Below are 20,569 nucleotides of genomic sequence, written 5' to 3' on the forward strand. Positions count from 1 at the left end.
CCTAGAGCAGCGGCTCGATGTGGCGGCGGGGCAGCGGGCCGGGCTTCGCGATGTAGTAACCCTGGCCGTGCTGCACGCCCAGGGCCAGGAGCCGCTCGTGCTCCGCGTACGTCTCGATGCCCTCGGCGACCAGCAGGGCGCCGATGCTCTCGGAGAAGGTGACCAGCGCGCGGGTGAGCGCGGTGCGGACCGGGTCGGTGTCGATGCCGCGGGTCAGGGAGATGTCGAGCTTGATGACGTCCGGGCGCAGCTGCAGGATCTGGCTCAGGTTGGCGAACCCGGCGCCCGCGTCGTCCACCGCGAGCAGGATGCCGGCCGCCCGCAGCAGGCCGGTGACCTCGTGCAGGGCGGTGTAGTCGGTGACGCGCGTGTGCTCGGTGAGCTCCACCGCGATGCGACGGTTCGCGTGGGACAGCAGCAGGCTGATCGTCCGGGGCGTGAGCAGCGCCTCCACGGACGCGTTCAGGCTCAGCCACGCCCCCTCCGGCAGGTCGTCGATCCGGCGCAGCGCGCCCTCGATCGCGAGGATCTCCAGCTCCACGCCGAGGCCGGCCGCGCCGGCGGCGGCGAACGCCTGGACGGGGTCGGGGAAGTCCTGGTGGTCGAAGCGGGTGAGCGCCTCGTAGCCGCGGACCGTGCCGTCCTCGAGCCGGACGACCGGCTGGAAGACGGTCCGAAGGGCATTGCGGTGGAGCACGTCGCGAACAGCCCGGAAGTCGGGCGAGGAAAGCTGTGCCACGGTCATGCCGCAAGAGTCGGACCCGAAGCTCAACCCCGCCTCCAGCCGCAGTCAGGGTTCTTTCAGCCGGCGATGGCGAGCCTGGTGGAGGCCGCTGCCGCGACGGTCTGGGTGGACCAGCGCAGGGCGTCCATGACCGCGCCGGTCAGGTCGTTTCCGGTACGGGTGGAGCTCATCTGAGCCATGTCCCCGCGCTCGTACGCGTCGACGACCCGCAGCATCCGCCCGAGCGGCCCGGTGCCGCGGGTCAGCGCCGCGCAGAGGTCCGGGGTCAGCGGCAGGTGGTTCACCAGTGACGAGGCCGTGATGCCCAGCAGCTCCGCGACCGCGGTGATGAGCCCGGCGACGAAGGCCGCGTCCGGGTCGCCCTCGAAGCGGGCCGCCAGGTTGTGGCACAGGCGCGCCCGGGTCAGCGCGTTCGTCAGCTGCGCCTCGGTCGTCTCGGCCACGTCGTCGACGACCATGAGCATCGCCCAGCGGCGGATGTGGCCCAGGCCCAGCAGCACCACGGCCTGCCGGATCGACGAGACGCGCTGGATCGTGCCGACGGCGGCGCTGTTGCTGGCGCGCAGGACCCGCATCGTCAGCGCCGGGTCGCTCGAGATGATCTCCACGATCCGGTCGAGGTCGGCGTCCGGGGCGCTCAGTGCGCCGACAAGCTCCAGCCGGCGCAGCTTGAAGGGCGGGATGCAGGCCGCCGTCATCACCTTCGGCCGGCTCAGGACGTACCCCTGGCGCAGTTCGATGCCGTAGCGGTCGCAGAGGGCCAGGTCCTCCAAGGTCTCCAGGCCCTCAGCGACGATCTTGATCTGCGGGAAACCGCGGAAGAACGCGAGCTGCTCCTCCAGGCGGGCCGGGTCGCAGTTCGGCAGATCCAATTTCACGTACGAGGCCAGCGGCAGCAGCTGCTCGTGGCCGGACTGCCAGACGAAGTCGTCCAGAGCGATGCGGTACCCGACGGCGACGAGGTTGGTCACACCCGTCAGGACCGCCTCGTCGACGTCGATGGTCTCGAGGACCTCCAGCACGACGTTCTCCGGGCCGAACGGCAGGATCATCTCGCCGGTGAGGAACTCGCGGGTCATGTTGATGAAGCACACGCGGTCGCCGACGACCTCGTCCATGCCGAACTCGGTGAAGGCGTTGACCATGACCTGACTGGTCGCGTACGCGTCCCGCCGGTCGGCGGCGACCGCCTGGTTGTTGCCGCGGAAGAGCAGTTCGTAGCCCGCGATGTCGCCGGACCCGTCAAAGATGGGTTGCCGCCCGATGTGCACGAGGCGGGCACCCGGCTGAGGCAACTCCGACCGATTTTCCACGGCGGGACGATCGGCCGGGTTGACCTTGTCTTGAGCGTTCCCTGCGGCGAAGTTGACGAACCTGCTCAGGAGGCGCCGGAGATGTACCAGTAGCCGGTCACCGACGCCGCGGGCACGTCGGCGCTGACCGCGCCCTTGCCCCAGAAGTAGTCGTTGAAGCTGACCGCGCCACCGGGACCGATCGGGCCCATGCTCGCCCACACCACGTCGGACGGCTGGTCGTCGATCGACGCCTGCGCCCAGGCACTGCGTACCGGCATCGGGTTGTTCCACCACAGGAACGGGCTGCGCAGCAGGTAGTTGGCGTAGGTGCCGCCGTGCGACGCGCTGTGGTAGGAGACGGTGTGGAAGCTGTTGATCTGGTGCAGCCCGGCGAACGCGGGACCCCAGCGCTGCCACCACCGCTGCCCGCCCGAGTCGGCGGCCAGGATCAGGCAGGTGAACAGGCTCATCCACTCGACGTCGCCGTTGCCCCAGCGGGCGTCGGTGTTCGCCAGGAACGAGTCGTCGTTGCTGCTGCAGCCGGAGAAGCTGAAGCCGGTCGGTGAGCCGTGGCCCTGCCAGTACGTCATGTCGACGTGGTCGGTCCAGTTGCTGTCGTCACCGCCGAACGCGGGATCCTTGAAGTCCTGCTCCCAGGCGTTCTGGTCGCGCCAGCTGAACTCGACCGGGATGCCGCGGCTGGTGAACTGGCCGTTGAAGGAGTTCAGGTTGTTGCTGGTGTACGGCAGCCCCGAGCACACCCCGGTGCCCTCGCTGCCGACGTCGACGCGGCCGTACGCGCGGGAGGAGACGGTGGGGGCGCCGGTCCGTGGTTCCTGCGGCGCCGGCGGCTGCGGCAACGTGGCGTCGACCGCGGCCGGCACGATCACGCGCTGCGCCTGGGCGCCGGACCCGTCGACGCCGGAGCAGCGCAGGCTCGGCTCGATCTGCTTCAGGCCCGTCGACAGCGCCGGCGCCCAGTAGACCGGCGTGGCGGCCGCGACGCGTACGCCCTCGCCCATCGCCTTGGCGCAGCGCTCCATCGCCCCGGCGGCGTCGAGCACCTCGACCGCGCCCTGCGGCGCCAGCGTGCGGGTGCTGAAGGACAGGCCGGTGGCTGCGCCCTTGCCGTCGTACGCCACCCGGATCTTGGCGCCGGGACCCTCGTACGGCAGGCCGCCGAGCGTGAACGCGTACGAGACGGTGGTGTCCAGGGCGGCGGAGGCAGTCGTACGCCCCCTGCGGTCGACCGCGGTGATCATGGTCTTGCGCGCGCTCGCCTTGGCGTCCCGGGGAAGGAGCTTGGCCGTGGCGAGCGCCCGCGTCGCGCGCCGCAGGGCGTCCTTCGCGCTGATCGTGCGCAGGCGCTTGAGCGCGGCGACGTCCAGCACCGTGGTCGTGGTCGGCTGCCCGTCCTCATCGCCGCCCCGTGCGGGGACGGCGGCCCGGGTCGGCACGGCGAGGAAGGACTTCTCGGCGGCGTACCGGACACTGCCATCCTCACCGCGCGCGACCTGCTTGAGGCCCAGGGCCCGGGCGAGGCTCGCCGCCTGTGCGCCGCTGAGGCCCGACGAGCGTACGGCGTAGACCGGCAGGGTTGTCCCTTCGGCCGCGACCGCCGGCGCGGCGACCACGCTCACGCCCAGCGGCGTGGCGAGCGCCGCCGCGGCTAGCGCGGCGACGGTTTCCCTCTTGTACTGCATCACTGACCCCCGTTTGTGGATGCGGCACCGCTCGGTGCCGCGCCTAGTATGGGGGTCGGATTAGCCCGGAATGCCTGTTTATGGAGGCGTGACGGATGGCCGACAGTCTCAGAAGGTGCCCACCGCGATCACCTCGGCGACCGGCTTGCGGGTCACCTCGGACTTCACCAGCTTGCGTTTGGTCTCCCGGCCGTCGACCACCGTCACCTCGTACGTCTTGGTCCGTACGCCGTCGACGCCGCCGGTGCGCTTCTCGCGCTCGCCCTTGGCCAGCCAGTTGTCCTTGATCGTGCGGGTCTTGAACTTGATCGGCTCGGTCTCGGTGATCGTGCGCTCGCCGTCCGCGGGCGCTGCCTCCGGGCTCGGGGCTGCGGGACTGCCGGCGGGCTCGGAGGGCTGCGCCGCCTGGAAGGTGCCGGCCACGGATTTGTCGTCGCCGGTGACCGCGGCGATGCCGGCGGCGGTGCCGCCGCCGGCCAGGACGAGGGCTGCCACGATGAGGCCGATGCGAGTCTGTTTCGTCACCCGGACATTCTGGCCGTCCCGTTCCGGGCACACTTCATCCGTTCGGGCGAGTTCAGCTGGTGCCCACCCCGGTCGGTACGGTGACGTCGGAGGAGGACGCGGGCTGCGGCCGGGGCCGTTCGCGGGACTCCCGCGACACGCCGAAGACGAGCAGACCGAGCAGTCCCGTCAGGAGCAGGGCGGCGATGGCAAACTCGAGCCGGTCGCGGCGGCGGGTACGCCACAGGCCGCGGGCGGGGATCTCGTCGTACCAGCGGGGTTCGTGATCGGGCACCGGCCCAGTCTTCGCCCGCGGGCGTCCGCGCGTGATCGGCGAAAGAAGCAAAAAGATTTAGCCTCTTTCTGGACCACGTTTGGGCCCTTCGGCTCGTTGTCCATGGCCGTGCGCGTCAGCCCGTTGCCACCGGGGCGGGAAAGCGGCGGGACAGCTCCTCCGTGCTCATCGGCGGACCGAGGAAGCCGCCCTGGCCGTACATGCAGCCGCCGGCGACCAGCTCGGCGACCTCCTCCTGCGAGCCGACGTCCTGGGCCACGACGACGTCGCTGAACTGCCGGGCGGCGGCGACGAGCCGGCGGCAGCCGTCGGCGGAGAGCAGTGGGGTGCTGCCGCCCACGTCTATCTTGACCAGGTCGGGTGCCACGCCGCAGAGGTCGGCCAGGGCGAACGGGGCCGAGCCGAATTCGCGTACCCCGATCCGGAAGCCGTCGCGCTGCCAGCGTGCCACATGGGCGGCGACCTTCTCGGCCTCGTCGGCCAGGACTCGGGCGCTGACCTCGAACGTGAGATCACCCGGGGTGAGCCCGCTGAGGCCGAGCACGTTCTGCGCGGCGGCACGGAACCGCTCGTCGGTCAGCTGGTGCGCCTCGAGGCGTAGGTGCAGGCCGACATCGGCCCCGCCGGAGCGGCGCCACGCCGCCAGCTCGCGGCAGCCCTGCGCGAGCAGCCACCGCTCGATCCGGCCGCCCACGTCGGTCTTCGCCGACAGGGCCAGGAACTCCTCCGGCGCCAGCAGCCCGCGCTGCGGATGCTGCCAGTACGGCGCGACGGCGACCGCCGCCACCGACCCCGAGGAGAGGTCGACGACAGCCGAGTAGCGGGTCACCAGCTGCCGGTGCACCAGCGCGGTGCTCAGATCGGTCTCCAGCTGCATCCGGTTCAGCATGTCGGCGTGCATCTCCGGCACGTACACCTGCAGCTCGCCCTCGCCCAGCTTCTTGGCGCGGTACATGGCGATGTCCGCGTCGTGCAGGACCTGGGCCGCGTCCTGTCCCGGGGTGCTCACCGCGACGCCGATGCTCGCGCTGACGTGCACGAGGTTGCCCAGCACCTCGAACGGCGAGCGGATCTGGCTGGAGACCCGCTCGGCGACCGCCACCGACTCCGTCACGGTGGACCCCGGCAGCAGCACCGCGAACTCGTCGCCGCCCAGCCGCGAGCTCGTGTCCCCGTCGCGCAGGCAGCTGCGCAGCCGGCGGGCCACCTCGGCGAGCAGCGCATCGCCCGCGGCGTGCCCCAGCGAGTCGTTCACCGGCTTGAACCGGTCCAGGTCGATGAACAGCACGCCCGCGGTCTCGCCCTGGTCGTGGGCTTCGAGCAGCGCCTGCTCCAGCCGGTTGGTGAACATGACGCGATTCGGGAGCCCGGTCAGCGGGTCCAGCTGGGCCTCGTGCACCGCGCGTACGGCCGCGGCGTCGGTGACGGCCATCCCGGCGTGGTCGGCCAGTGCCAGCAGGGCCTCGCGGTCACCGTCGGTGAACGGCGCCTGCCCCGGCGCCCGCGCGACGGTCAGCGCGCCGACGACCACGTCGTTCTCCATCACCGGGCACGCCATCGTCGCCGCGGCGGCGGGCAGCTCGCCGCTCCCGTCGTCCACCGCGACGAGGCGCCGGTGCGACATGGCGGCGTCGGTGAGCGGCGCCGCGATGCGGGTGACCCGGCGGCCCAGCTCGGTCTCGGTGGCGCCGGCCACAGCCGCGAGGCGCAGGTCGTCGGAGTCCGGCCCCGCGAGCAGGCGCAGGGTGGACGTCTGGCCGTGCAGCAGGGCGTGGCCGGCCTCGGTGATGGTGTCCAGGATCTCGCGCAACGGGTCGCGGCGGGCGATCGCGGCCTCGATCCGCCGCAGCGCCTCCACCAGCGCCTGCCGCGCCTCGAGCTCGCGCAGCAGCCGGGCGTTCTCGGCGGCCTGCCGATCGCTGTGCTCCCGCAGCCGGCGCTCGGCGGCCAGCGTCTCCATCATCGTCAGGCTCAGCGACAGGACCCGCGCGGTGGCCCGGAGCAGGCTGATCTCGTCGGGCCCGAACGGGTCCTGGAGCCGGGCGAGGAGCAGGTGCCCGGAGACCTCGCCGCTCATCGTGGCCACGGCCAGGTGGCAGTCGCCGACGCCCGGCAGGTGGGCCTGGCGCGCCCCCGACTGGGCCAGCTCGCGCATGAGGTCGGTGGGGCACTCGCGCCGCGGGAAGCCGACCGACACCACGTCGCCGTCGCGCAGGACCGCGCACACCTCCGCCTCGGCGGCCGAGGCGGCGTGCTCCGCGGCCACCTGCATGGCCCGGCGCTCGTCGGAGACGCTCGCCATGAGCGCGACGAACTCAGCGAGCAGGTGGGTGGCACCCACGCCCGAGGCGAGACTCATCAGCCCACCGCCAGCACGGCGACGGCGTAGTTGTGGAAACCGTTGATTCCGCGCGTACGCGCGATCTCGCCGGCGGAGTAGCAGCCCGCCACCGGCAGATCGGGGTCGTCCCCGGCCAGCCGGCGGATCTCGTTCTCCGGCCCGAACTCGGTGCCCAGCATCATCATGCGTCCGACGCCGTCAAACGCCAGCATCCCCAGCGGTTCGCCGTCCAGCGGGCGGACCGCGTCGGCCCGCGCGGACGCCGCCGAGTCCAGTAGCGTGCCGGCGCTGGAGCTGCTGAGCCACAGCGTGCCGCCCTCGGGGATGTCCGCCGGCGACATCAATGCCCGTGTCGCGAAGTCAGCCCCGCTGATGAGCCGCGCCTCGCGTCCGCTCCGTCGATCCACACAAACAGGATGTTCTAGGGCAAAGAGTGCAAATGCCTCGGGATCCCGGTACGCGTCGTCGGGGCCGCCGAGCCGGTCCAGGTAGACGTCCAGGGCGGGACGGTCGTCGAGCTCCATGATCCGGCCCTGCCCGCTGCGGGTGACCAGGATCGGGTCGCCGACCGGCTCGTAGCCGTGCGCCACCCCGATGCCGAACGGTGCCTCCGAGTGCATCGCCACGGTGACCAGCGCGTCGGTGAGCACCTTGCCGTCATGCAGCAGGAAGGCGGTGTCGTCGGCAGGGCTCGGCGCGGCGCACCCGCCGATCAGCGGAATCGTCGCCCCGAGCGTGTCGTACGCGCCCCGCAGCACTTCCTCCTGCCGCTCGGCGCGGCCGTCCATCACCATCAGCATCGCGGTGTGCCCGCCGCCGGGCAGCGAGGCGGCGCTCTCGGTCGCCTCGGCGCCCACCTCACGCGGGCGCCGGGAGATCCCCTCGACCGCGCGGGTCTCGAACTGGAAGCCGGAACCGCCGAGCACGGCGACCACCACGCCGTCGAAGATGGGGCCGGCGCCCGTGAACTCGCCCGCGGTGGAACAACCGACCAGGGGAACGTCCCCCGTGACCTTCGTGACGCCCCGTAGCACAGAGATCAGGTCGTGGCGCGGGTTGCCGAACAGGACGATCAGCCGGCTGTCCTCGCGATCCCGCAGCGCCGCCCGCGCCGCCCGCGTGCCGGCGGTCTCTGCGTCCGGGCCGGTCGCCGAGCCCACTCCCATCCAGCGCGTGTCACTCTGAGTCACAGTTTGGTGCCTCCTAGTGGTCCCACTTTCACGATCGACCTCGGCGCAGGATCGCTGAGCGGAAATGTCGGAGCAGCTTTGCGCTGTCGTTGAGCACCCGATGAGGTTGCATTGAGGTTGCGGGCCGAACCTAGAGGGCATGACGCACCAGGACCTCCTCGCCGTGCCGCCCGTCGTCGTTGCCGGGCCGGCCCGAGACCTCGCCCCCATGCCGTGGCCGTACGCCGTCGCCGCCGTCGAGCTCACCGTCGTCGTGCCGTTCCAGAACCCCGGCCGGCGCCTCCGTGAGGCCGTGGAGCGCCTGACCGAGGCCCTGCACTTCCAGCAGATCTCGTTCGAGGTGATCGCGGTGGCGGCCAGCTCCGGCGACGGCTCGGCGCACACGCTTGCCGGCCTCCCGCACACCCGCGTGGTGGCCACCTCGCACATCCAGGACAAGGGCGCCGCCATGCACTTCGGCTTCGCCATGGCCCGCGGCGCGTGGATCTGCTTCGCCGACGTCGACGCCGACACCGAGGTGGACGCGTACGAGCTCGTCGAGTACTTCCACATGGCACGCGAGAAGGCCTGATCCGCAATGGTCCACGGAGTGATCCTGCTGAGTGTGCCGCTCGCCAGCCTGGCGGCGGTGCTCTATCTGAACGCGTACCTGCATCGCGAGCCGGCCGACGCCGGTGATTGCCCCCGACGGCGGAGGACCGACGTTCTCTAGCGAGACGCCTGCACCAGGAAGCGGTGCGCGGTGACGGTGAAATGCCCATGTGTACGGATCACCGCGTCGATGCGGCGCAGGGCGCGCTCGTACCGTTCGGGGCTGAAGTCGCGCACCTGCCACGGGACCGCGCGGAGCCGGTAGACGATCGCCCCGACGTCGTGGAAAGTGAGCGGCGGACGCTCCTCGCGTACGTCGGTGACCTCCAGCCCGGCTGCCTCCAGCGCCGCGACCGCGGTGGCCGCCGTCCACAGCTGCGGAGCCGGCGGCGGAGCGCCCAGCTCGGCGTTCAGATCTGCCAGATCGTCGCTGCCGACCTGCTGGCTCAGCAGCGTGCCGCCCGGCTTCAGCAGCCGCGCGATGTCCGCCGCCGGCAACCGCCCGTGCCGGCTCAGCACGACGTCGAACTCCTCCTCGCCCCCGGGCAGCTCGGTGACCACCGCCACCCCGAACGGGGTCAGCCGGTCCCGGGCCACCGGCACGTTCGGCGCCCAGCTCTCCACGGCGACGGTGTGCGGCGGCAGCGGGGCGAGCTCGGCGAGCAGCTCCCCGCCCCCGGTGTCGAGATCCAGCACGCTGTGCGCCCGCCGCAGCAGAGGCCGCGCGAGCTGCGGATACGACCAGGACGGCTCCGAACCGACGGCGCGGCCGTCGAGCCAGGCGAACTCCCAGCCGGTGACGGGTACGCCCACCGCCTCGCCCACCAGTTCGTCGAAGTGCCGTCCGGAACGCATGCCCGACCGTAACTGTCGTACCCCCGGCATAGCATCGCGACATGACGACACTCACCGACCGCCCGAACACCGCACTCCTGGTCATCGACGTGCAGAACGGCGTGGTGGCAGAGGCCCACGACCGGGACCGGGTCGTCGCCAACATCGCCACCCTCGTCGACAAGGCCCGCGCCGCGGACGTGCCGGTCGTCTGGGTCCAGCACAGCGACGACGGCCTGCCCCTCGACAGCGAACCCTGGCAGTACGTGCCGGAGCTGGTGCGCCGCGACACCGAGACGGTCGTGCACAAGCGCTACGGCGACTCCTTCGAGGACACCACGCTCGAATCGGTGCTGGCCGAGGGGCGCATCGGCAGCCTCGTGGTGGCCGGAGCCCAGACCGACGCCTGCATCCGCTCGACCCTGCACGGCGCGATCACCCGAGGCTACGACGCGACCCTGGTGTCGGACGCCCACACGACGGAGGACCTCTCGACCTATGGGGCGCCGCCGCCCGACAAGGTCATCGCGCACACGAACCTGTACTGGGACGACCACAAGGCCCCGGGCCGCACGGCGGGCACGGTCGAGACGGCCGCGGTCGAGTTCCCCTCGTGACGAGTGGCCGCCGCCGGCCGTGATCCCTCCTCGGGAGAGGGCGGGACTACGACTTTCGTCGGAGAGATCGCCCCGGCAAACCCTGCTCCTTGGCGATGCGACGATCACTTCCCGGCGGGGATAGTCGTCTCATCGCGGCGGACACGCAGCCGCGCCGAGCCGAGGAGGGACCGATGGGCAGCACCACGAGCGTCCTGGACAGCTTCGCCCGGTGGGAGATCGGCGCGCGGGTGGCGCTGGCGGACCGTGGGGTCGCGTACGAGACCGCCAACCCGTTCATCGCCGACGCCGAGCTCCGGCACGCGGGCACGGGCCTGACGCCGCGGGAGGCCCTCGGTGCTCCGGTCGCGTTCGCCGGCGCCGTCGCCGGGCAGCTGCCGGCCGAGGCGCGCAAGCCGGGCCGCCACCAGCTGGTGGAGATCCTGACGGACCCGGCTGTCGTGCGTATCGGCTGGCTGGCCGTCGGCATCTCGACGTTCTTCCTGGCCGTCACCGCCTACCTCTGACCAGCCCCGCGCCCCCGGCGCGCCTCGCCCGGCGCGCCGTGTTCCGGGCCCGGGACGAGCCCGGGCCGGCCTCATTTGAGGATCAGGCGGAAGACTCGGGCGCCGGCGGCCCAGGCCTTGTGCAGATCGCCGGGATCCGGCTCACCGTCCGCGACGAAGCCGATCTTGTTGAAGCTCGCGAAGTTCCGATTGTCCCGCGCGATGAGCGCGTAGTGCTCGACCACCCCGGCCTCGTCCGCGATCACCTGCACGTCCGCCACGCGACGACTGCCCCGGTACCGCACCTCGATCGGTTCTCCCGAGCGCAGGTTCTTCCCCCACGCGAACGGCGACCCGATCAGCAGAGCGCCCTCATGCCGCGTGTACGCGACCGGCACCAGGTAGAGCTTCCCGGACTTGCGCCCCACCACATAGAGGGTGATCAGCCGGCTGCCGACCAGCCGTGAGAGCAGCGGCACCCGCAGGAGACCGCGGACGATGCGGTTGGCCACGCCCTGCAGGGCCATGGTCTCCGCCCGGGGGCTCGCGGGCCCCGGTGCCGGAACTCGATCGTCAGCCACAGGACGGCCCTCCGGACGGTCGACGCCGCTGCACGTACCGCCGTCGACGCTATACCGGTCCGGCTCCACAGGCGACCATCACCGGAACGCGGTCGTCACGCCCGGTGCCACTTCTGGTTCACCATCCCGTTGCACGTCCACAGCTGCAGCGGCGCGCCGTTGTCCGGGTTCCAGGCCGCGATGTCCACGCACTTGTTTGTCGGCCTGGGGGTTGACCAGGTCTCCCGCCTCGGTCAGCACCCATTGCTGCGCCGGGGTGCCGTTGCACGTGAACACCTGGACGGCGGCCATCTCAGCGGTGGATCCGTCCGCCACGTCCAGGCATTTGCCGCCCATCCGGATGGTGCCGTCCGCCCCGAGCCGGAACCGCTGCATCGGCCCGTTCCAGCAGTCCCACACCGCCAGCCGTACGCGGTCCGAGTAGTCGCCGCCCGGCACGTCGATGCACTTGCCGTGCCAGTTGCTCACGATCTGCGCATCCGCGGCGGTCGGCGGCGGCTCGTTCGGGGCGACCGGCGGCGGGGCGGCGACGGGGCCGGTGCCCGGGCCGTTGCCGTGGAAGGTCACCGTGAAGCCGGTGCACTCCTTGCAGTTGTACATGGTCTGGTTGCCCGCCGTGGCGTCGTCCTTGGACCAGCTGTACGCCCGCGGGCACGCCTTCTTGACCGCGTCGCTGTACTCGGTCACGGCATCACGGTTCGGGTTCACGCACAGTAGCGGCTGCCCCTGCCCATCCCGTTGGAGATTGCTCGCCGGACAGGCGTCGAGCAGGGGCTTCGCGCAGCCCGCTTCGGCGCAGTACTGCGTTCCCGGTGGGGGAGCGGGCGCGCCGGTCGGCGTGATCGTGATGGGCAGCGAGACGGCGTTGACGTAGCTGACGTCGTACCAGGGTGCACCCCACGGGTCGGCCGGGTCGAAGTTGAACTCCGCCAGGCTGGCGTCCTGCTCCCCGTTGATCGCGCAATGGTCGACGGCGGCGCCGCAGTCGCCGACCTCGCAGTGGAAGGGTTCGCCGCCGCAGCGCTGCCGGGCGAAGAACTTGCCGCGCCAGTGGCCGGGGCCGGAGTTCTCCGGGATGACGATCGTCGCCGAGGCGCCGGGTTCGAGGATCGGCAGCTGCCCGAAGTTCACCGAGCCGTCGTCGTTGACCGTGCTGCCCACCCAGACCTTCTCGGCGCTCCGGTTGACGAACGTGACGGTGTGCTCGCCGGCGGCGTACGCGGCCGACTCGTCGGTGAAGCCCGCGCCGAACGCACCGGTGAGCCCGGCGGCGATCACCGTGAGCGTGGCGAGCAAGGACAACAGCGTGCGGCGCAGGCGGCGCGGATCAGGCTTCACCCCACCATCGTCGCCACCACAGTGGAGACGATCCACGTCCCTAAACGGGGGCGTCGATGCAGAGGCCGCTGATGATCTCGGCGATCGCCTCCGGCTTGTGGCGCAGGGTGGCCCGGCCGACGGAGAGCTCGGTGCGGATCACGTCCGGGTCCCCGGTGGCCATGCCGCTGGGCCAGACCCACAGCCCGGTCTCCTCGGCGAGCCGCTTCGCGTTCGCCTGGAACGTCTCGGCACGGGCCGAGAACAACAGGTGCAGCATCGGGGTCTGCGGCGGGTCCGGCACGACCCTGACCTCGGGTACGCCGGCCAGCGCCTCGGCGATCGCGTGGGCGTGCCGCAGCCGCGCCGGCATCTCCGCGAGCGCCTCGTCCAGCAGTCGCAGCGCCGAGGCCGCACCCGGCCACAGGGCGAACAGGGTGCCGCCGAGCCGGGAGCGCCACTCGCGGACCTCGCGGACGTCGGCCTGGGAACCCGCCACGCAGCATCCCGGCAGCGCTCCGACGCCCTTGTAGAACGAGACGTAGACGGTGTCGAAGAGCGCAGCGATCTCGACCGGGGCGCATTCGTAACCCGCCGTCGCTTCCCAGAGGCGGGCGCCGTCGAGGTGGACGGCCGCGCCGCGGTCCCGGGCCCATCCGGTCTGGGCCACCAGGTCGTCCCAGGGCGGCAGCGTGCCGCCGAGGTCGCGCTGCGGCAGTTCGATCAGGAGCGCGGCGAGCGGCTCGGCGATCTCCGTCAGGTCGTCCAGGGTGAGCGGTCGTTCCAGCTCACCGGCTCGCCGGCCGACCAGCTGGTGCAGCCGCTGGTGCGCCTGGCCCTCGTGCTGCTCGAGGTGGCAGTACGGATGCCAGGCGACGGTCCGCGACGCCCGCCGGTCGGCGTGCACCCGCAGCGTGGCGGCCTGGGCCATGGTGCCGCTGGGCAGGTACACGGCGGCGGGCTTGCCGAGCAGGGCGGCGACGTGGCCTTCGAGCTCCGTGACGACGCCGCCCTCGCCGTACGTGTCCGGGTCGGTGTCGGGTTCGATCGAGGCGAGGAGCTCGCGGGGCCGGATCAGGCCGTTGCCGAGGAACGTGTCGGTGCAGGCGGCCCGCCGGGCCCGGATCTCCTCGTTCACCGCATCAGTCTTGCGTGTCCGGCGGCCCGTGTCAGCGCAGTTGTCGATCGAGGACCGTGCCGGGCTGGTATGCAGGACGGCATGCGACTGCGCGCGTACGGCGAAAGCGACCTGCGTCTGACCCAGCGGCTGGAATCCGATCCCGCGGTGGTCGGCCACCTCGGTGGCACCGGCGACGAGCAGCACGCGGCCCAGGTCCACCGGCGCCGGATGACCGGGGTGGCCGAGGGCGACCTCTACTACGTGATCGTGCCGGACGGCGCGGAGGAACCGGTCGGGATCATCGCGATCTGGCGGTCCGAGTTCGCCTCGGAGCCGGTGTGGGAGCTCGGCGCCATGCTCGTCCCGGACCATCAGGCGCGGGGCGTGGCCGGCGAGGCGTTCGCGCAGCTGCTGCCGCTGGCGGTGGACAGCGGCGTACGGGACCTGCACGCCTTCCCGGCCGTGACGAACGGACCGTCCAATGCGATCCTGCGCAAGCTGGGCTTCACCCGTACGGAGGACTGCGACCTGGACTACGAGGGCCGGCCCCTGCGTTGCGCCCATTGGGTGAAAGACCTGGAAGCGGCCTTGTGACCGGTCTCCTAATACAGACTGCATCGCAGCGCGACGGACGTACTGTCCGACATCCGGGTCGGCGCTGCGGAAGCATCGAATCGAACTGACCAGTAGTGCGGCTTTCCCGCCGTGCCCGCCCCGCCGGTTGGAGAGGTGACCGGCCGGACACTTCCCCTCTTGTCCCGAGGTGAGTTCGCTGTCCCTTACCCACCGGGCCGACGTCCATGAGCACGAATCGGTCGTCGTCAGCGCGGAAATCGACACCCAGACCGTGATCATGACGATGCGCGGAACATGGAACCCCGCCCTCAGCACCCGCATGCACAAGAGCGTGAGCAAGTGCATGACCGAACATCCCGGGACGCTGATCATCGATCTGGGGGCTTTCCAGGACCCTCAGGGCGCCAGCGTCAACTCCTGGCTCCACGCCGGCCGGGCCGGACAGGCGATGGAGCCGCCGGTGCAGGTCATGGCCTGCATACCGGCGGAGACAGTGCTGGCCAAGCGGGTGTGTCGCCTGGGCACCCACCGGTTTCTGCCGGTGTTCGACACGATCGAGCAGGCCCAAGCCCAGGCGCGCCCGTCGGGCCGCTTGGACCGGCTCATGCTCCAGCTACCGCCGTGGCCCGAGGCCGTCTTCCTCAGTCGCAACCTGGTGACCGACGCCTGCGCCGCCTGGGGAATGGAGGCGCTGGCGGACCGCGGCCGGCTGGTGGTTTCCGAGCTGGCCGCGAATGCCGTCCTGCACGCCCGCCCCCCGATCACCGTGCTGGTGTCCCGCCGCGGGCGGGGCCTGCACGTGATCGTCGGAGACCGCGATCCGCGGATCCCTCAGGTGCTGCAAGCGCGTCATCCCTTGGCGGACGACGCCGGCCCGCAGGTCAGCACGGCCAGGAACGTGGGGCAGGGCCTGCGCGTGGTGGAGGCCGCCGCTACGACCTGGGGAGCCCTGCCGACACGCGAGGGAAAGATGGTGTGGGCGACCCTCTATCCGTGGTTACGGGGGAGGTGACCGCCGGCCTCCAGCGCGGCGAGGTCGCGCTCGGCGTAGAGCCGGTGCTCCCACTCCTCGTTCAGGATGATCCGCAGGCACTCGCGTACGGGATAGCTGTGCGGGCGGGGCCAGCCGGGCGCGTCCACCGGCTCGGTGTGGCCGTCGAGGGTCTCGTCGGTGAGGCCGTCGATCACTTCGCGGACGGTGGCCATCCGGTCGCGGCGCAGCTCGAGGACGGTGTCGAGGGACGGCCGCGCGGCGCGGTCGCGGGGTGTGCCGGGCGTCTCCGGCATCTCGTCCCACGGCAGATCCAGCCGATCCCACGGCGCCGGATCGCCCAGCATCGCCCGCCTGATCCACGCGTCGGTCGCGAAGACCAGGTGCCGCAGCGTCTCGATGAACGACCACTCGCCGCCGACGGACTCGTGCAGCAGGGCGGGATCCAGCCGCCGCGCCTCCTCCACCGTGCCGGCCCAGAGCCGCTCGACGACGTCCCAGGCCTCGCGGAAGCCGGCCGGGTCGGTGGGCCGCATCTTGGCCCGTTCCGGATGGCGCCGGTCGAGCTCGGCCTCCACGAGCGGGCCGACGTCCACCCCGTTGACGACGAGCCTGCCGATCTCGCCGGAGATGTCGACGTCGACGAGCTCCATTCCGCGCATGACGACGCCGTTCATCTCCACGCAGCGCAGGCGGGCGCCGTTGAGCACGGAGGAAAGGATCTCGACGCCGCTGAGGTCGGCGCGTTCGAACCGTGCCCCCCGGAAGTCTCCACCGGTGAAGTCGCTCATGCGCAGACTCTAAGCCGGATCAGCGCCGGCGCAGCACCGCCGTACCCAGCTCCGTGAGCGTCTTGAGCAGCTGGTCGACCTGCTCGTCGGTGTGCGCCGCGGTCATCTGGATGCGGAAGCCCACCTCGTCCTTCGGGACCCCCGGGTACGGCGCGAGCGTGACGTAGATGCCCTGGTCGAGCAGCGTATTGGCCACCGCCGGCAGGTCCTCGCCGTGTACCAGCGGGATCTGGACGAGCGGGTAGCCCGACCCGTTGGGCGTCCGCACGTCCAGCTCCTCGAGGTGGTCGAGGACGCGTCTGGTCTTGCGGTAGAGGTCCGTGCGGAGGTCGTCGCCCCGGCGCTCGTTGACCTCGAGGCCCGCCAGCACGGTGGCCAGCGCGGCGGTCGGCACCGGGCCCGAGTAGAGGTACGGCGGGGCCGTGACCTTGAGGTACTCCTTGACCGGCGTCGGGCAGGCGATGAAGGCCAGCAGCGACGAGTACGCCTTGGAGAAGCCGCCGACCAGCACCACGTTGTCGTAGTCGAGCCCGTAGTGCCGCACGATGGCGTTGCCGCGCAGGCCGTACGGGGAGGGCTCGGCCGGCCCGCGCTCGCCGATGACGCCGAAGCCGTGCGCGTCGTCGACGTACAGGGTGGCGCCGTACTCCCGGCACACGGCCGCGAAGACCCGCAGGTCAGGCGTGTTGCCGGTCATGCTGTTGACGCCGTCCATGCAGACGAGCGCCGGCGTGCCGGGGGGAACCTCGCGCAGCAGCTCGGCGAGGTGATCGGCGTCCTCGGTGCGGAAGCGGCGCAGGGTGGCGCCGAGGCCGCGGGCGTGGACGCAGCCGTCGTAGATCGTGCGGTGCGCGCGGGCGTCCATCAGGACGTGCCCCTGACCGGCCAGGGCGGGGATCACGGACAGGTGGATCTGGCTGATCGTCGGCAGCAGCAGCGTGTCGGGGGCGCCGAGCAGCTCGGCGAGCCGTTCCTCGATCATGGGGTACAGCCGCGGGCTGCCGAGCATGCGGGACCAGCTCGGGTGCGTGCCCCAGCGGCGGACCTGGACGTCGATCGAGTCGATGATCTCGGGATCGAGGTCGAGGCCGAGGTAGTTGCACGAGGCGAAGTCGACGAACCAGCGCTCGCCGATGCGGATCCGGCGCCCGTCGATCTCCTCGATCACCTGATCCCAGAGTCCCGCTCGGGTGAGGGCGGAGATGCTGCGGTAGGCGGCGTCGGCGGCAGGCGAGGCCGCGACGGGCGTGGTGGACACCATGACCCCCAGGCTAGGCAGGAAAGTCGATGCATGTCCCATTTACATCAGCTTATTGTGATCGGACACTCATTCACCCTCGGTCACAAGCTGATAGGCCGCCGCTTCGCTCATCGGCCGGTCGAACAGGTAGCCCTGTCCCAGCCCGCAGCCCGCCTCCAGAAGCAGCCGGTGTTCGTCAGCCGTCTCGATACCCTCCGCCACCACATCGAGGGTCAGCGTCCCGGCGAGCTGGATGATGCCCCGCACGAGATCGAGCTGCTGCTGCGACGTGGTGATGGTGTCGACGAACGACTTGTCCAGCTTCAGCGTGTCGACCGGCACCCGGTGCAGGTAGCTGAGCGAGGAGTAGCCCGTACCGAAGTCGTCGATCGAGATCTTGATCCCGGCCTGGCGCAGGCGGGCGATGTCGGCGTGGATCTGCTCGTGCTCGCCCAGCAGCAGGCTCTCGGTGATCTCCAGGGTCAGCAGGTGGGCCGGCAGCCCGGAGCGGCCCAGCTCGGCGAAGACCTGGTCGACGAACTCGGGCGAGCGGAACTGCCGGACGGAGACGTTCACGCTCACGTACGGCGTGTCGACCGGCTGCACCCGCTGCCACTGTGCCGCGGTCGCGACGGCCGTCCGCAGCACCCAGGCGCCCAGGTCCACGATCAGGCCCGACTCCTCGGCCAGCGGGATGAAGGTCGCCGGCGAGACCATGCCGCGGGTCGGGTGCGGCCAGCGCAGCAGAGCCTCGAAGCCGACCGTATGCGCGTCGGCCAGCTCCACGATCGGCTGGTAGTTCAGCTGGAACGACTTGTCGGCGAACGCCCGGTCGAGGTCGGTACGCAGCTGCATCCGGTCGAGGACCTCGGCGTGCAGCGACGCCTCGTAGCGCCGCCAGCGCGCGCCGCCGGTCGCCGGCACGCTGTCCAGCGCGACATCCGCCTGGCCCAGCAGCTCCTTGGCCGTACCGGCGTCGGCCGTGGTCGCGACGCCGGCCCGCAGGTGCGCGGTAACCAAGCTGCCGCCCACCTGGAAAGCGTCGGCGTAGAGGCCGACGACCTCATCGGCGAGCTGCTCGACGTGGGCCACGTCCGGGGCGTCGGCCATGACCGCGCCGAACTCGTCGGCGCCCAGGCGGGCCACCGTGCCCCGTCCGGCGAGCACCGCGGACAACCGCTTGGCGACGGCGATGAGCAGCTCGTCGCCCACCTCGTGGCCCATCGTGTCGTTGACGACCCGGAAGCCGTCCACGTTGATGATCATGACGCCGCAGACGCCGGACCGCGGCTCGGCGATCGCGGCCGCCACGTCGTCCTGGAACTGCAGCCGGTTGCCCAGGCCGGTGAGCGGATCCACATACGCGCGGGCGAGCAGCTCCTGCTCCAGGCGCCGCCGCTCGGTGACGTCCCGCAGCGTCAGCACCAGGCCGTTCACGCCCGGCTCCCGGCGCATGTCGCCGATCGCGGCCTCCGTGTAGACCAGAGTGCCGTCGGGCCGGCGGACCTGCCACAGGTTCAGCGCCTCGGTCGCCCAGCCGGTGCGCGCCATGTCGAGCAGGCCCCCGACCTCGTCGCGCTGCCCCGCGTCGATCAGGTCCAGGATGTCGCTGCCCACCAGGTCGGCGGTCCCGACGACCGATTCCGCGGCGGGGCTCACGTACGTGATCCGGTTGTCCTCGTCGACGATCGCGATGACCTCGGTGGCGTTGAGCACCAGCGTCCGGAAGTAGGCCTGGCTGTCGCGGTGACTGATCTCGCGGCCCAGGCGGATCCGGTCGATCATGGTCGCGGCCTGGCCCGCCAGCACCGGTACCGCTTCCTGAAGGCCGATCAGCGCCGGCTCGTCCGCGCCGACGAACAGGTCGCCGATCCAGGAGGTGCCGACGGCGAGGCGGCAGTGCAGGGCCAGCTCGAAGGGGGCCAGCGGCTCGGCGACGTCGGCGGGCAGTGTCACGACGTACCGCAGCTCCAGCCCGGCGGTGAGGTTGCTCAGGGCCGAGGCCAGCTCTGCCGGCTCGGTCGCGTGGTCCTCGCGCAGCTTGACCACAACCAGGTGCTCGGCGTCCGGCGGCAGCATCCGTCCGATCGCGCGGCGCAGCACGGCCTCGGCCTGGTCGGTGTCGGTGGTGACCAGCAGCGCCTCGCACGCCTCCCGCAGCTCTCGCTCGCGGGCCAGCGCCTGGCGCAGGTTGTTGGCGACGGCCGACATCCGGGCCAGGGCCAGGAGGATCAGCGCCGCCGAGACGATCGCGATGACGGCGCCGTCCAGCACCGGTCCGCGCAGCGCCTGGACCAGCAGGGCGGCGGGGGCCAGCAGCGATGCCACGGTCAGCACGCCGCGGCGCAACGAGACCTGCGTGCTGGTCAGCACCTGCGGCTCGGTGGCCCGGATCATGGACGGGTGCAGCGCCGCCGCGCCGCCGGCGATGTAGAAGACGAGCCAGCCGAGGTCCATCGGGCCGCCCAGCTGCCAGATGTGCTCGAGGCGGCTGAGGCCGTACAGGACGTCGGCGGTGAGCAGCGCGGCGCCGGAGGTCAGCAGGGCCACCAGGCTGGTGTTGCGCGCCGCTGCCAGGCCCAGCCGGGCCAGGATGGCCAGGGTCAGGATGTCGGTCAGCGGGTAGGCGATCGAGACGGCCTTCTCCAGCGGGCCCAGCGTCGGGTCCTGGAGGAACGGGTTGATCAGGAAGGTCCAAGCCAGGAACCCGCCCGCGATGGTCAGAATGACCGCGTCGAGCACCCCGGCCCGGTCCAGGAACCGCGCTCCCGACCGGGTCAGGCCGTGCAGGCCGGCGAGCAGCAGCGGCAGGGACGCCCCCAGGAACACCAGATCGGCGTAGGACGGGAACTGCCCCGGCGGCACGGCCACCAGCGCGACGACGGTGCCGGCCGCGAAGGTCACGTAGCCGGCGGCGAGCAGGGCCCACGGCCGCCGCCGCCGCGGCTTGTTGCGAACGATCCCGACGGTGAACGCGGTGAGCGACGACAGGACGATGAGCGTCCACGTGATCACGTTGGAGCCGGGGACGAAGACGTAGACGCCAGTGAGGGCGATGGTGACGGCGAGGTAGATCCACATCGCGCGGCCGAGCGGCGACCGCACCCCACCGGCCGAGGCGGTGACGGTGCGGACCGCGACGCCCGTCCGCTCGATGTGCTGCTCCACTGCGGGGTCCGGCTCGAGGATGATCCTGCCGGTTCCGTGCCCTTCGTCGCCTGCAGCGCCGGAAGGGGCCGAATGTCCGTTCTCTTGATGCCGAGTGGCGACGCGCGTTGCGGATGCGTCACCCGCACCGCTTCCGGCGGGGAAGCGATCGTCTGTACTCAAGGCAACCTGCCCGGGCCGCGTCG

The 20,569-nt window shown here is 71.6% G+C and carries 20 protein-coding genes and 1 pseudogene; 6 read left to right on the forward strand and 15 right to left on the reverse strand.

Annotated features, from left to right (window positions below; all coding sequences use genetic code 11):
* Position 1: 1 nt before the first annotated feature.
* From AB0368_RS28805 to AB0368_RS28835, 7 genes are all read right to left on the reverse strand, one after another.
* A complete protein-coding gene (locus tag AB0368_RS28805) occupies positions 2–745 on the reverse strand; it encodes an EAL domain-containing protein (RefSeq protein WP_366157122.1) in 744 nt (247 codons plus the stop codon).
* Positions 746–801: 56 nt separating this feature from the next.
* Positions 802–2,058 (reverse strand): HDOD domain-containing protein, encoded by a 1,257-nt coding sequence (locus tag AB0368_RS28810; RefSeq protein ID WP_366157123.1) that lies wholly within the window; start codon positions 2,056–2,058, stop codon positions 802–804.
* A 65-nt stretch (positions 2,059–2,123) separates the two neighbouring features.
* Positions 2,124–3,743: a DUF6345 domain-containing protein gene (locus AB0368_RS28815; RefSeq protein WP_366157124.1), complete on the reverse strand. Its 1,620-nt coding sequence runs from the start codon at positions 3,741–3,743 to the stop codon at positions 2,124–2,126.
* Positions 3,744–3,851: 108 nt separating this feature from the next.
* Positions 3,852–4,268 carry a G5 domain-containing protein gene (locus tag AB0368_RS28820; protein ID WP_366157125.1) on the reverse strand — a complete coding sequence of 139 codons (417 nt, stop codon included), beginning with the start codon at positions 4,266–4,268 and terminating at the stop codon, positions 3,852–3,854.
* Positions 4,269–4,320: 52 nt separating this feature from the next.
* Positions 4,321–4,542 (reverse strand): hypothetical protein, encoded by a 222-nt coding sequence (locus AB0368_RS28825; protein WP_366157126.1) that lies wholly within the window; start codon positions 4,540–4,542, stop codon positions 4,321–4,323.
* 115 nt (positions 4,543–4,657) lie between these two features.
* Positions 4,658–6,901: a diguanylate cyclase gene (locus tag AB0368_RS28830; RefSeq protein ID WP_366157127.1), complete on the reverse strand. Its 2,244-nt coding sequence runs from the start codon at positions 6,899–6,901 to the stop codon at positions 4,658–4,660.
* Positions 6,901–8,073: an FIST N-terminal domain-containing protein gene (locus AB0368_RS28835; RefSeq protein ID WP_366157128.1), complete on the reverse strand. Its 1,173-nt coding sequence runs from the start codon at positions 8,071–8,073 to the stop codon at positions 6,901–6,903. The genes AB0368_RS28830 and AB0368_RS28835 overlap by 1 nt, the downstream gene beginning before the upstream one ends.
* 139 nt (positions 8,074–8,212) lie before the next feature.
* Between AB0368_RS28835 and AB0368_RS28840 the strand changes: the two genes are divergently transcribed.
* Together AB0368_RS28840 and AB0368_RS28845 are read left to right on the forward strand one after the other, a co-directional pair.
* A complete protein-coding gene (locus tag AB0368_RS28840) occupies positions 8,213–8,644 on the forward strand; it encodes a glycosyltransferase (protein ID WP_366157129.1) in 432 nt (143 codons plus the stop codon).
* 18 nt (positions 8,645–8,662) lie between these two features.
* Positions 8,663–8,785 carry a hypothetical protein gene (locus AB0368_RS28845; RefSeq protein ID WP_366157130.1) on the forward strand — a complete coding sequence of 41 codons (123 nt, stop codon included), beginning with the start codon at positions 8,663–8,665 and terminating at the stop codon, positions 8,783–8,785.
* On the opposite strand, the gene AB0368_RS28850 is transcribed toward AB0368_RS28845, so the two are convergent.
* Positions 8,782–9,519, reverse strand: coding sequence for a methyltransferase domain-containing protein (locus AB0368_RS28850; protein ID WP_366157131.1), 738 nt, complete (start codon positions 9,517–9,519; stop codon positions 8,782–8,784). The two genes, AB0368_RS28845 and AB0368_RS28850, sit on opposite strands and share 4 nt — an antisense overlap.
* 41 nt (positions 9,520–9,560) lie before the next feature.
* Between AB0368_RS28850 and AB0368_RS28855 the strand changes: the two genes are divergently transcribed.
* Together AB0368_RS28855 and AB0368_RS28860 are read left to right on the forward strand one after the other, a co-directional pair.
* Entirely contained in the window at positions 9,561–10,115 is a 555-nt protein-coding gene (locus tag AB0368_RS28855; RefSeq protein WP_366157132.1) for an isochorismatase family protein, read from the forward strand.
* 173 nt (positions 10,116–10,288) lie between these two features.
* Positions 10,289–10,621 (forward strand): hypothetical protein, encoded by a 333-nt coding sequence (locus AB0368_RS28860; protein ID WP_366157133.1) that lies wholly within the window; start codon positions 10,289–10,291, stop codon positions 10,619–10,621.
* A 71-nt stretch (positions 10,622–10,692) separates the two neighbouring features.
* On the opposite strand, the gene AB0368_RS28865 is transcribed toward AB0368_RS28860, so the two are convergent.
* The 4 genes and pseudogenes from AB0368_RS28865 to AB0368_RS28880 form a co-directional block, all read right to left on the reverse strand.
* On the reverse strand, positions 10,693–11,181 hold the full coding sequence (locus tag AB0368_RS28865) for a hypothetical protein (protein ID WP_366157134.1): 489 nt from the start codon (positions 11,179–11,181) through the stop codon (positions 10,693–10,695).
* A gap of 95 nt (positions 11,182–11,276) precedes the next feature.
* Entirely contained in the window at positions 11,277–11,369 is a 93-nt protein-coding gene (locus AB0368_RS28870; protein WP_366157156.1) for a hypothetical protein, read from the reverse strand.
* Between the two features lie 19 nt (positions 11,370–11,388).
* Positions 11,389–12,555, reverse strand: a pseudogene (locus tag AB0368_RS28875) (thaumatin family protein); the annotation flags it as partial.
* Between the two features lie 4 nt (positions 12,556–12,559).
* The gene (locus AB0368_RS28880; RefSeq protein ID WP_366157135.1) at positions 12,560–13,636 is read right to left on the reverse strand and encodes a beta-eliminating lyase-related protein; all 1,077 of its coding nucleotides are present in this window, start codon (positions 13,634–13,636) and stop codon (positions 12,560–12,562) included.
* An 81-nt stretch (positions 13,637–13,717) separates the two neighbouring features.
* Between AB0368_RS28880 and AB0368_RS28885 the strand changes: the two genes are divergently transcribed.
* A complete protein-coding gene (locus AB0368_RS28885) occupies positions 13,718–14,212 on the forward strand; it encodes a GNAT family N-acetyltransferase (RefSeq protein ID WP_366157136.1) in 495 nt (164 codons plus the stop codon).
* A 169-nt stretch (positions 14,213–14,381) separates the two neighbouring features.
* Positions 14,382–15,206, forward strand: coding sequence for an ATP-binding protein (locus tag AB0368_RS28890; protein WP_366157137.1), 825 nt, complete (start codon positions 14,382–14,384; stop codon positions 15,204–15,206).
* Here AB0368_RS28890 and AB0368_RS28895 read toward each other — a convergent pair.
* From AB0368_RS28895 to AB0368_RS28905, 3 genes are all read right to left on the reverse strand, one after another.
* Complete coding sequence (locus AB0368_RS28895) at positions 15,182–15,976, reverse strand: DinB family protein (RefSeq protein ID WP_366157138.1); 795 nt, start codon at positions 15,974–15,976, stop codon at positions 15,182–15,184. The two genes, AB0368_RS28890 and AB0368_RS28895, sit on opposite strands and share 25 nt — an antisense overlap.
* Positions 15,977–15,995: 19 nt before the next feature.
* The gene (locus tag AB0368_RS28900; RefSeq protein ID WP_366157139.1) at positions 15,996–17,237 is read right to left on the reverse strand and encodes a pyridoxal phosphate-dependent aminotransferase family protein; all 1,242 of its coding nucleotides are present in this window, start codon (positions 17,235–17,237) and stop codon (positions 15,996–15,998) included.
* Between the two features lie 66 nt (positions 17,238–17,303).
* Positions 17,304–20,384 (reverse strand): EAL domain-containing protein, encoded by a 3,081-nt coding sequence (locus AB0368_RS28905; protein ID WP_366157140.1) that lies wholly within the window; start codon positions 20,382–20,384, stop codon positions 17,304–17,306.
* Between the last annotated feature and the right edge of the window lie 185 nt (positions 20,385–20,569).

Origin of the sequence: Actinoplanes sp. NPDC051475, from assembly GCF_040689425.1 — a bacterium.
Classification (GTDB): Bacteria; Actinomycetota; Actinomycetes; order Mycobacteriales; family Micromonosporaceae; genus Actinoplanes.

Excerpts from the sequence above, each read along its gene's own strand:
- AB0368_RS28855 (WP_366157132.1), top strand. The coding sequence starts at position 9,561 with ATGACGACACTCACCGACCGCCCGAACACCGCACTCCTGGTCATCGAC.
- AB0368_RS28895 (WP_366157138.1), bottom strand. The coding sequence starts at position 15,976 with ATGAGCGACTTCACCGGTGGAGACTTCCGGGGGGCACGGTTCGAACGC.
- AB0368_RS28850 (WP_366157131.1), bottom strand. The coding sequence starts at position 9,519 with ATGCGTTCCGGACGGCACTTCGACGAACTGGTGGGCGAGGCGGTGGGC.
- AB0368_RS28805 (WP_366157122.1), bottom strand. The coding sequence starts at position 745 with ATGACCGTGGCACAGCTTTCCTCGCCCGACTTCCGGGCTGTTCGCGAC.
- AB0368_RS28840 (WP_366157129.1), top strand. The coding sequence starts at position 8,213 with ATGACGCACCAGGACCTCCTCGCCGTGCCGCCCGTCGTCGTTGCCGGG.
- AB0368_RS28815 (WP_366157124.1), bottom strand. The coding sequence starts at position 3,743 with ATGCAGTACAAGAGGGAAACCGTCGCCGCGCTAGCCGCGGCGGCGCTC.
- AB0368_RS28860 (WP_366157133.1), top strand. The coding sequence starts at position 10,289 with ATGGGCAGCACCACGAGCGTCCTGGACAGCTTCGCCCGGTGGGAGATC.
- AB0368_RS28900 (WP_366157139.1), bottom strand. The coding sequence starts at position 17,237 with ATGGTGTCCACCACGCCCGTCGCGGCCTCGCCTGCCGCCGACGCCGCC.
- AB0368_RS28885 (WP_366157136.1), top strand. The coding sequence starts at position 13,718 with ATGCGACTGCGCGCGTACGGCGAAAGCGACCTGCGTCTGACCCAGCGG.
- AB0368_RS28830 (WP_366157127.1), bottom strand. The coding sequence starts at position 6,901 with ATGAGTCTCGCCTCGGGCGTGGGTGCCACCCACCTGCTCGCTGAGTTC.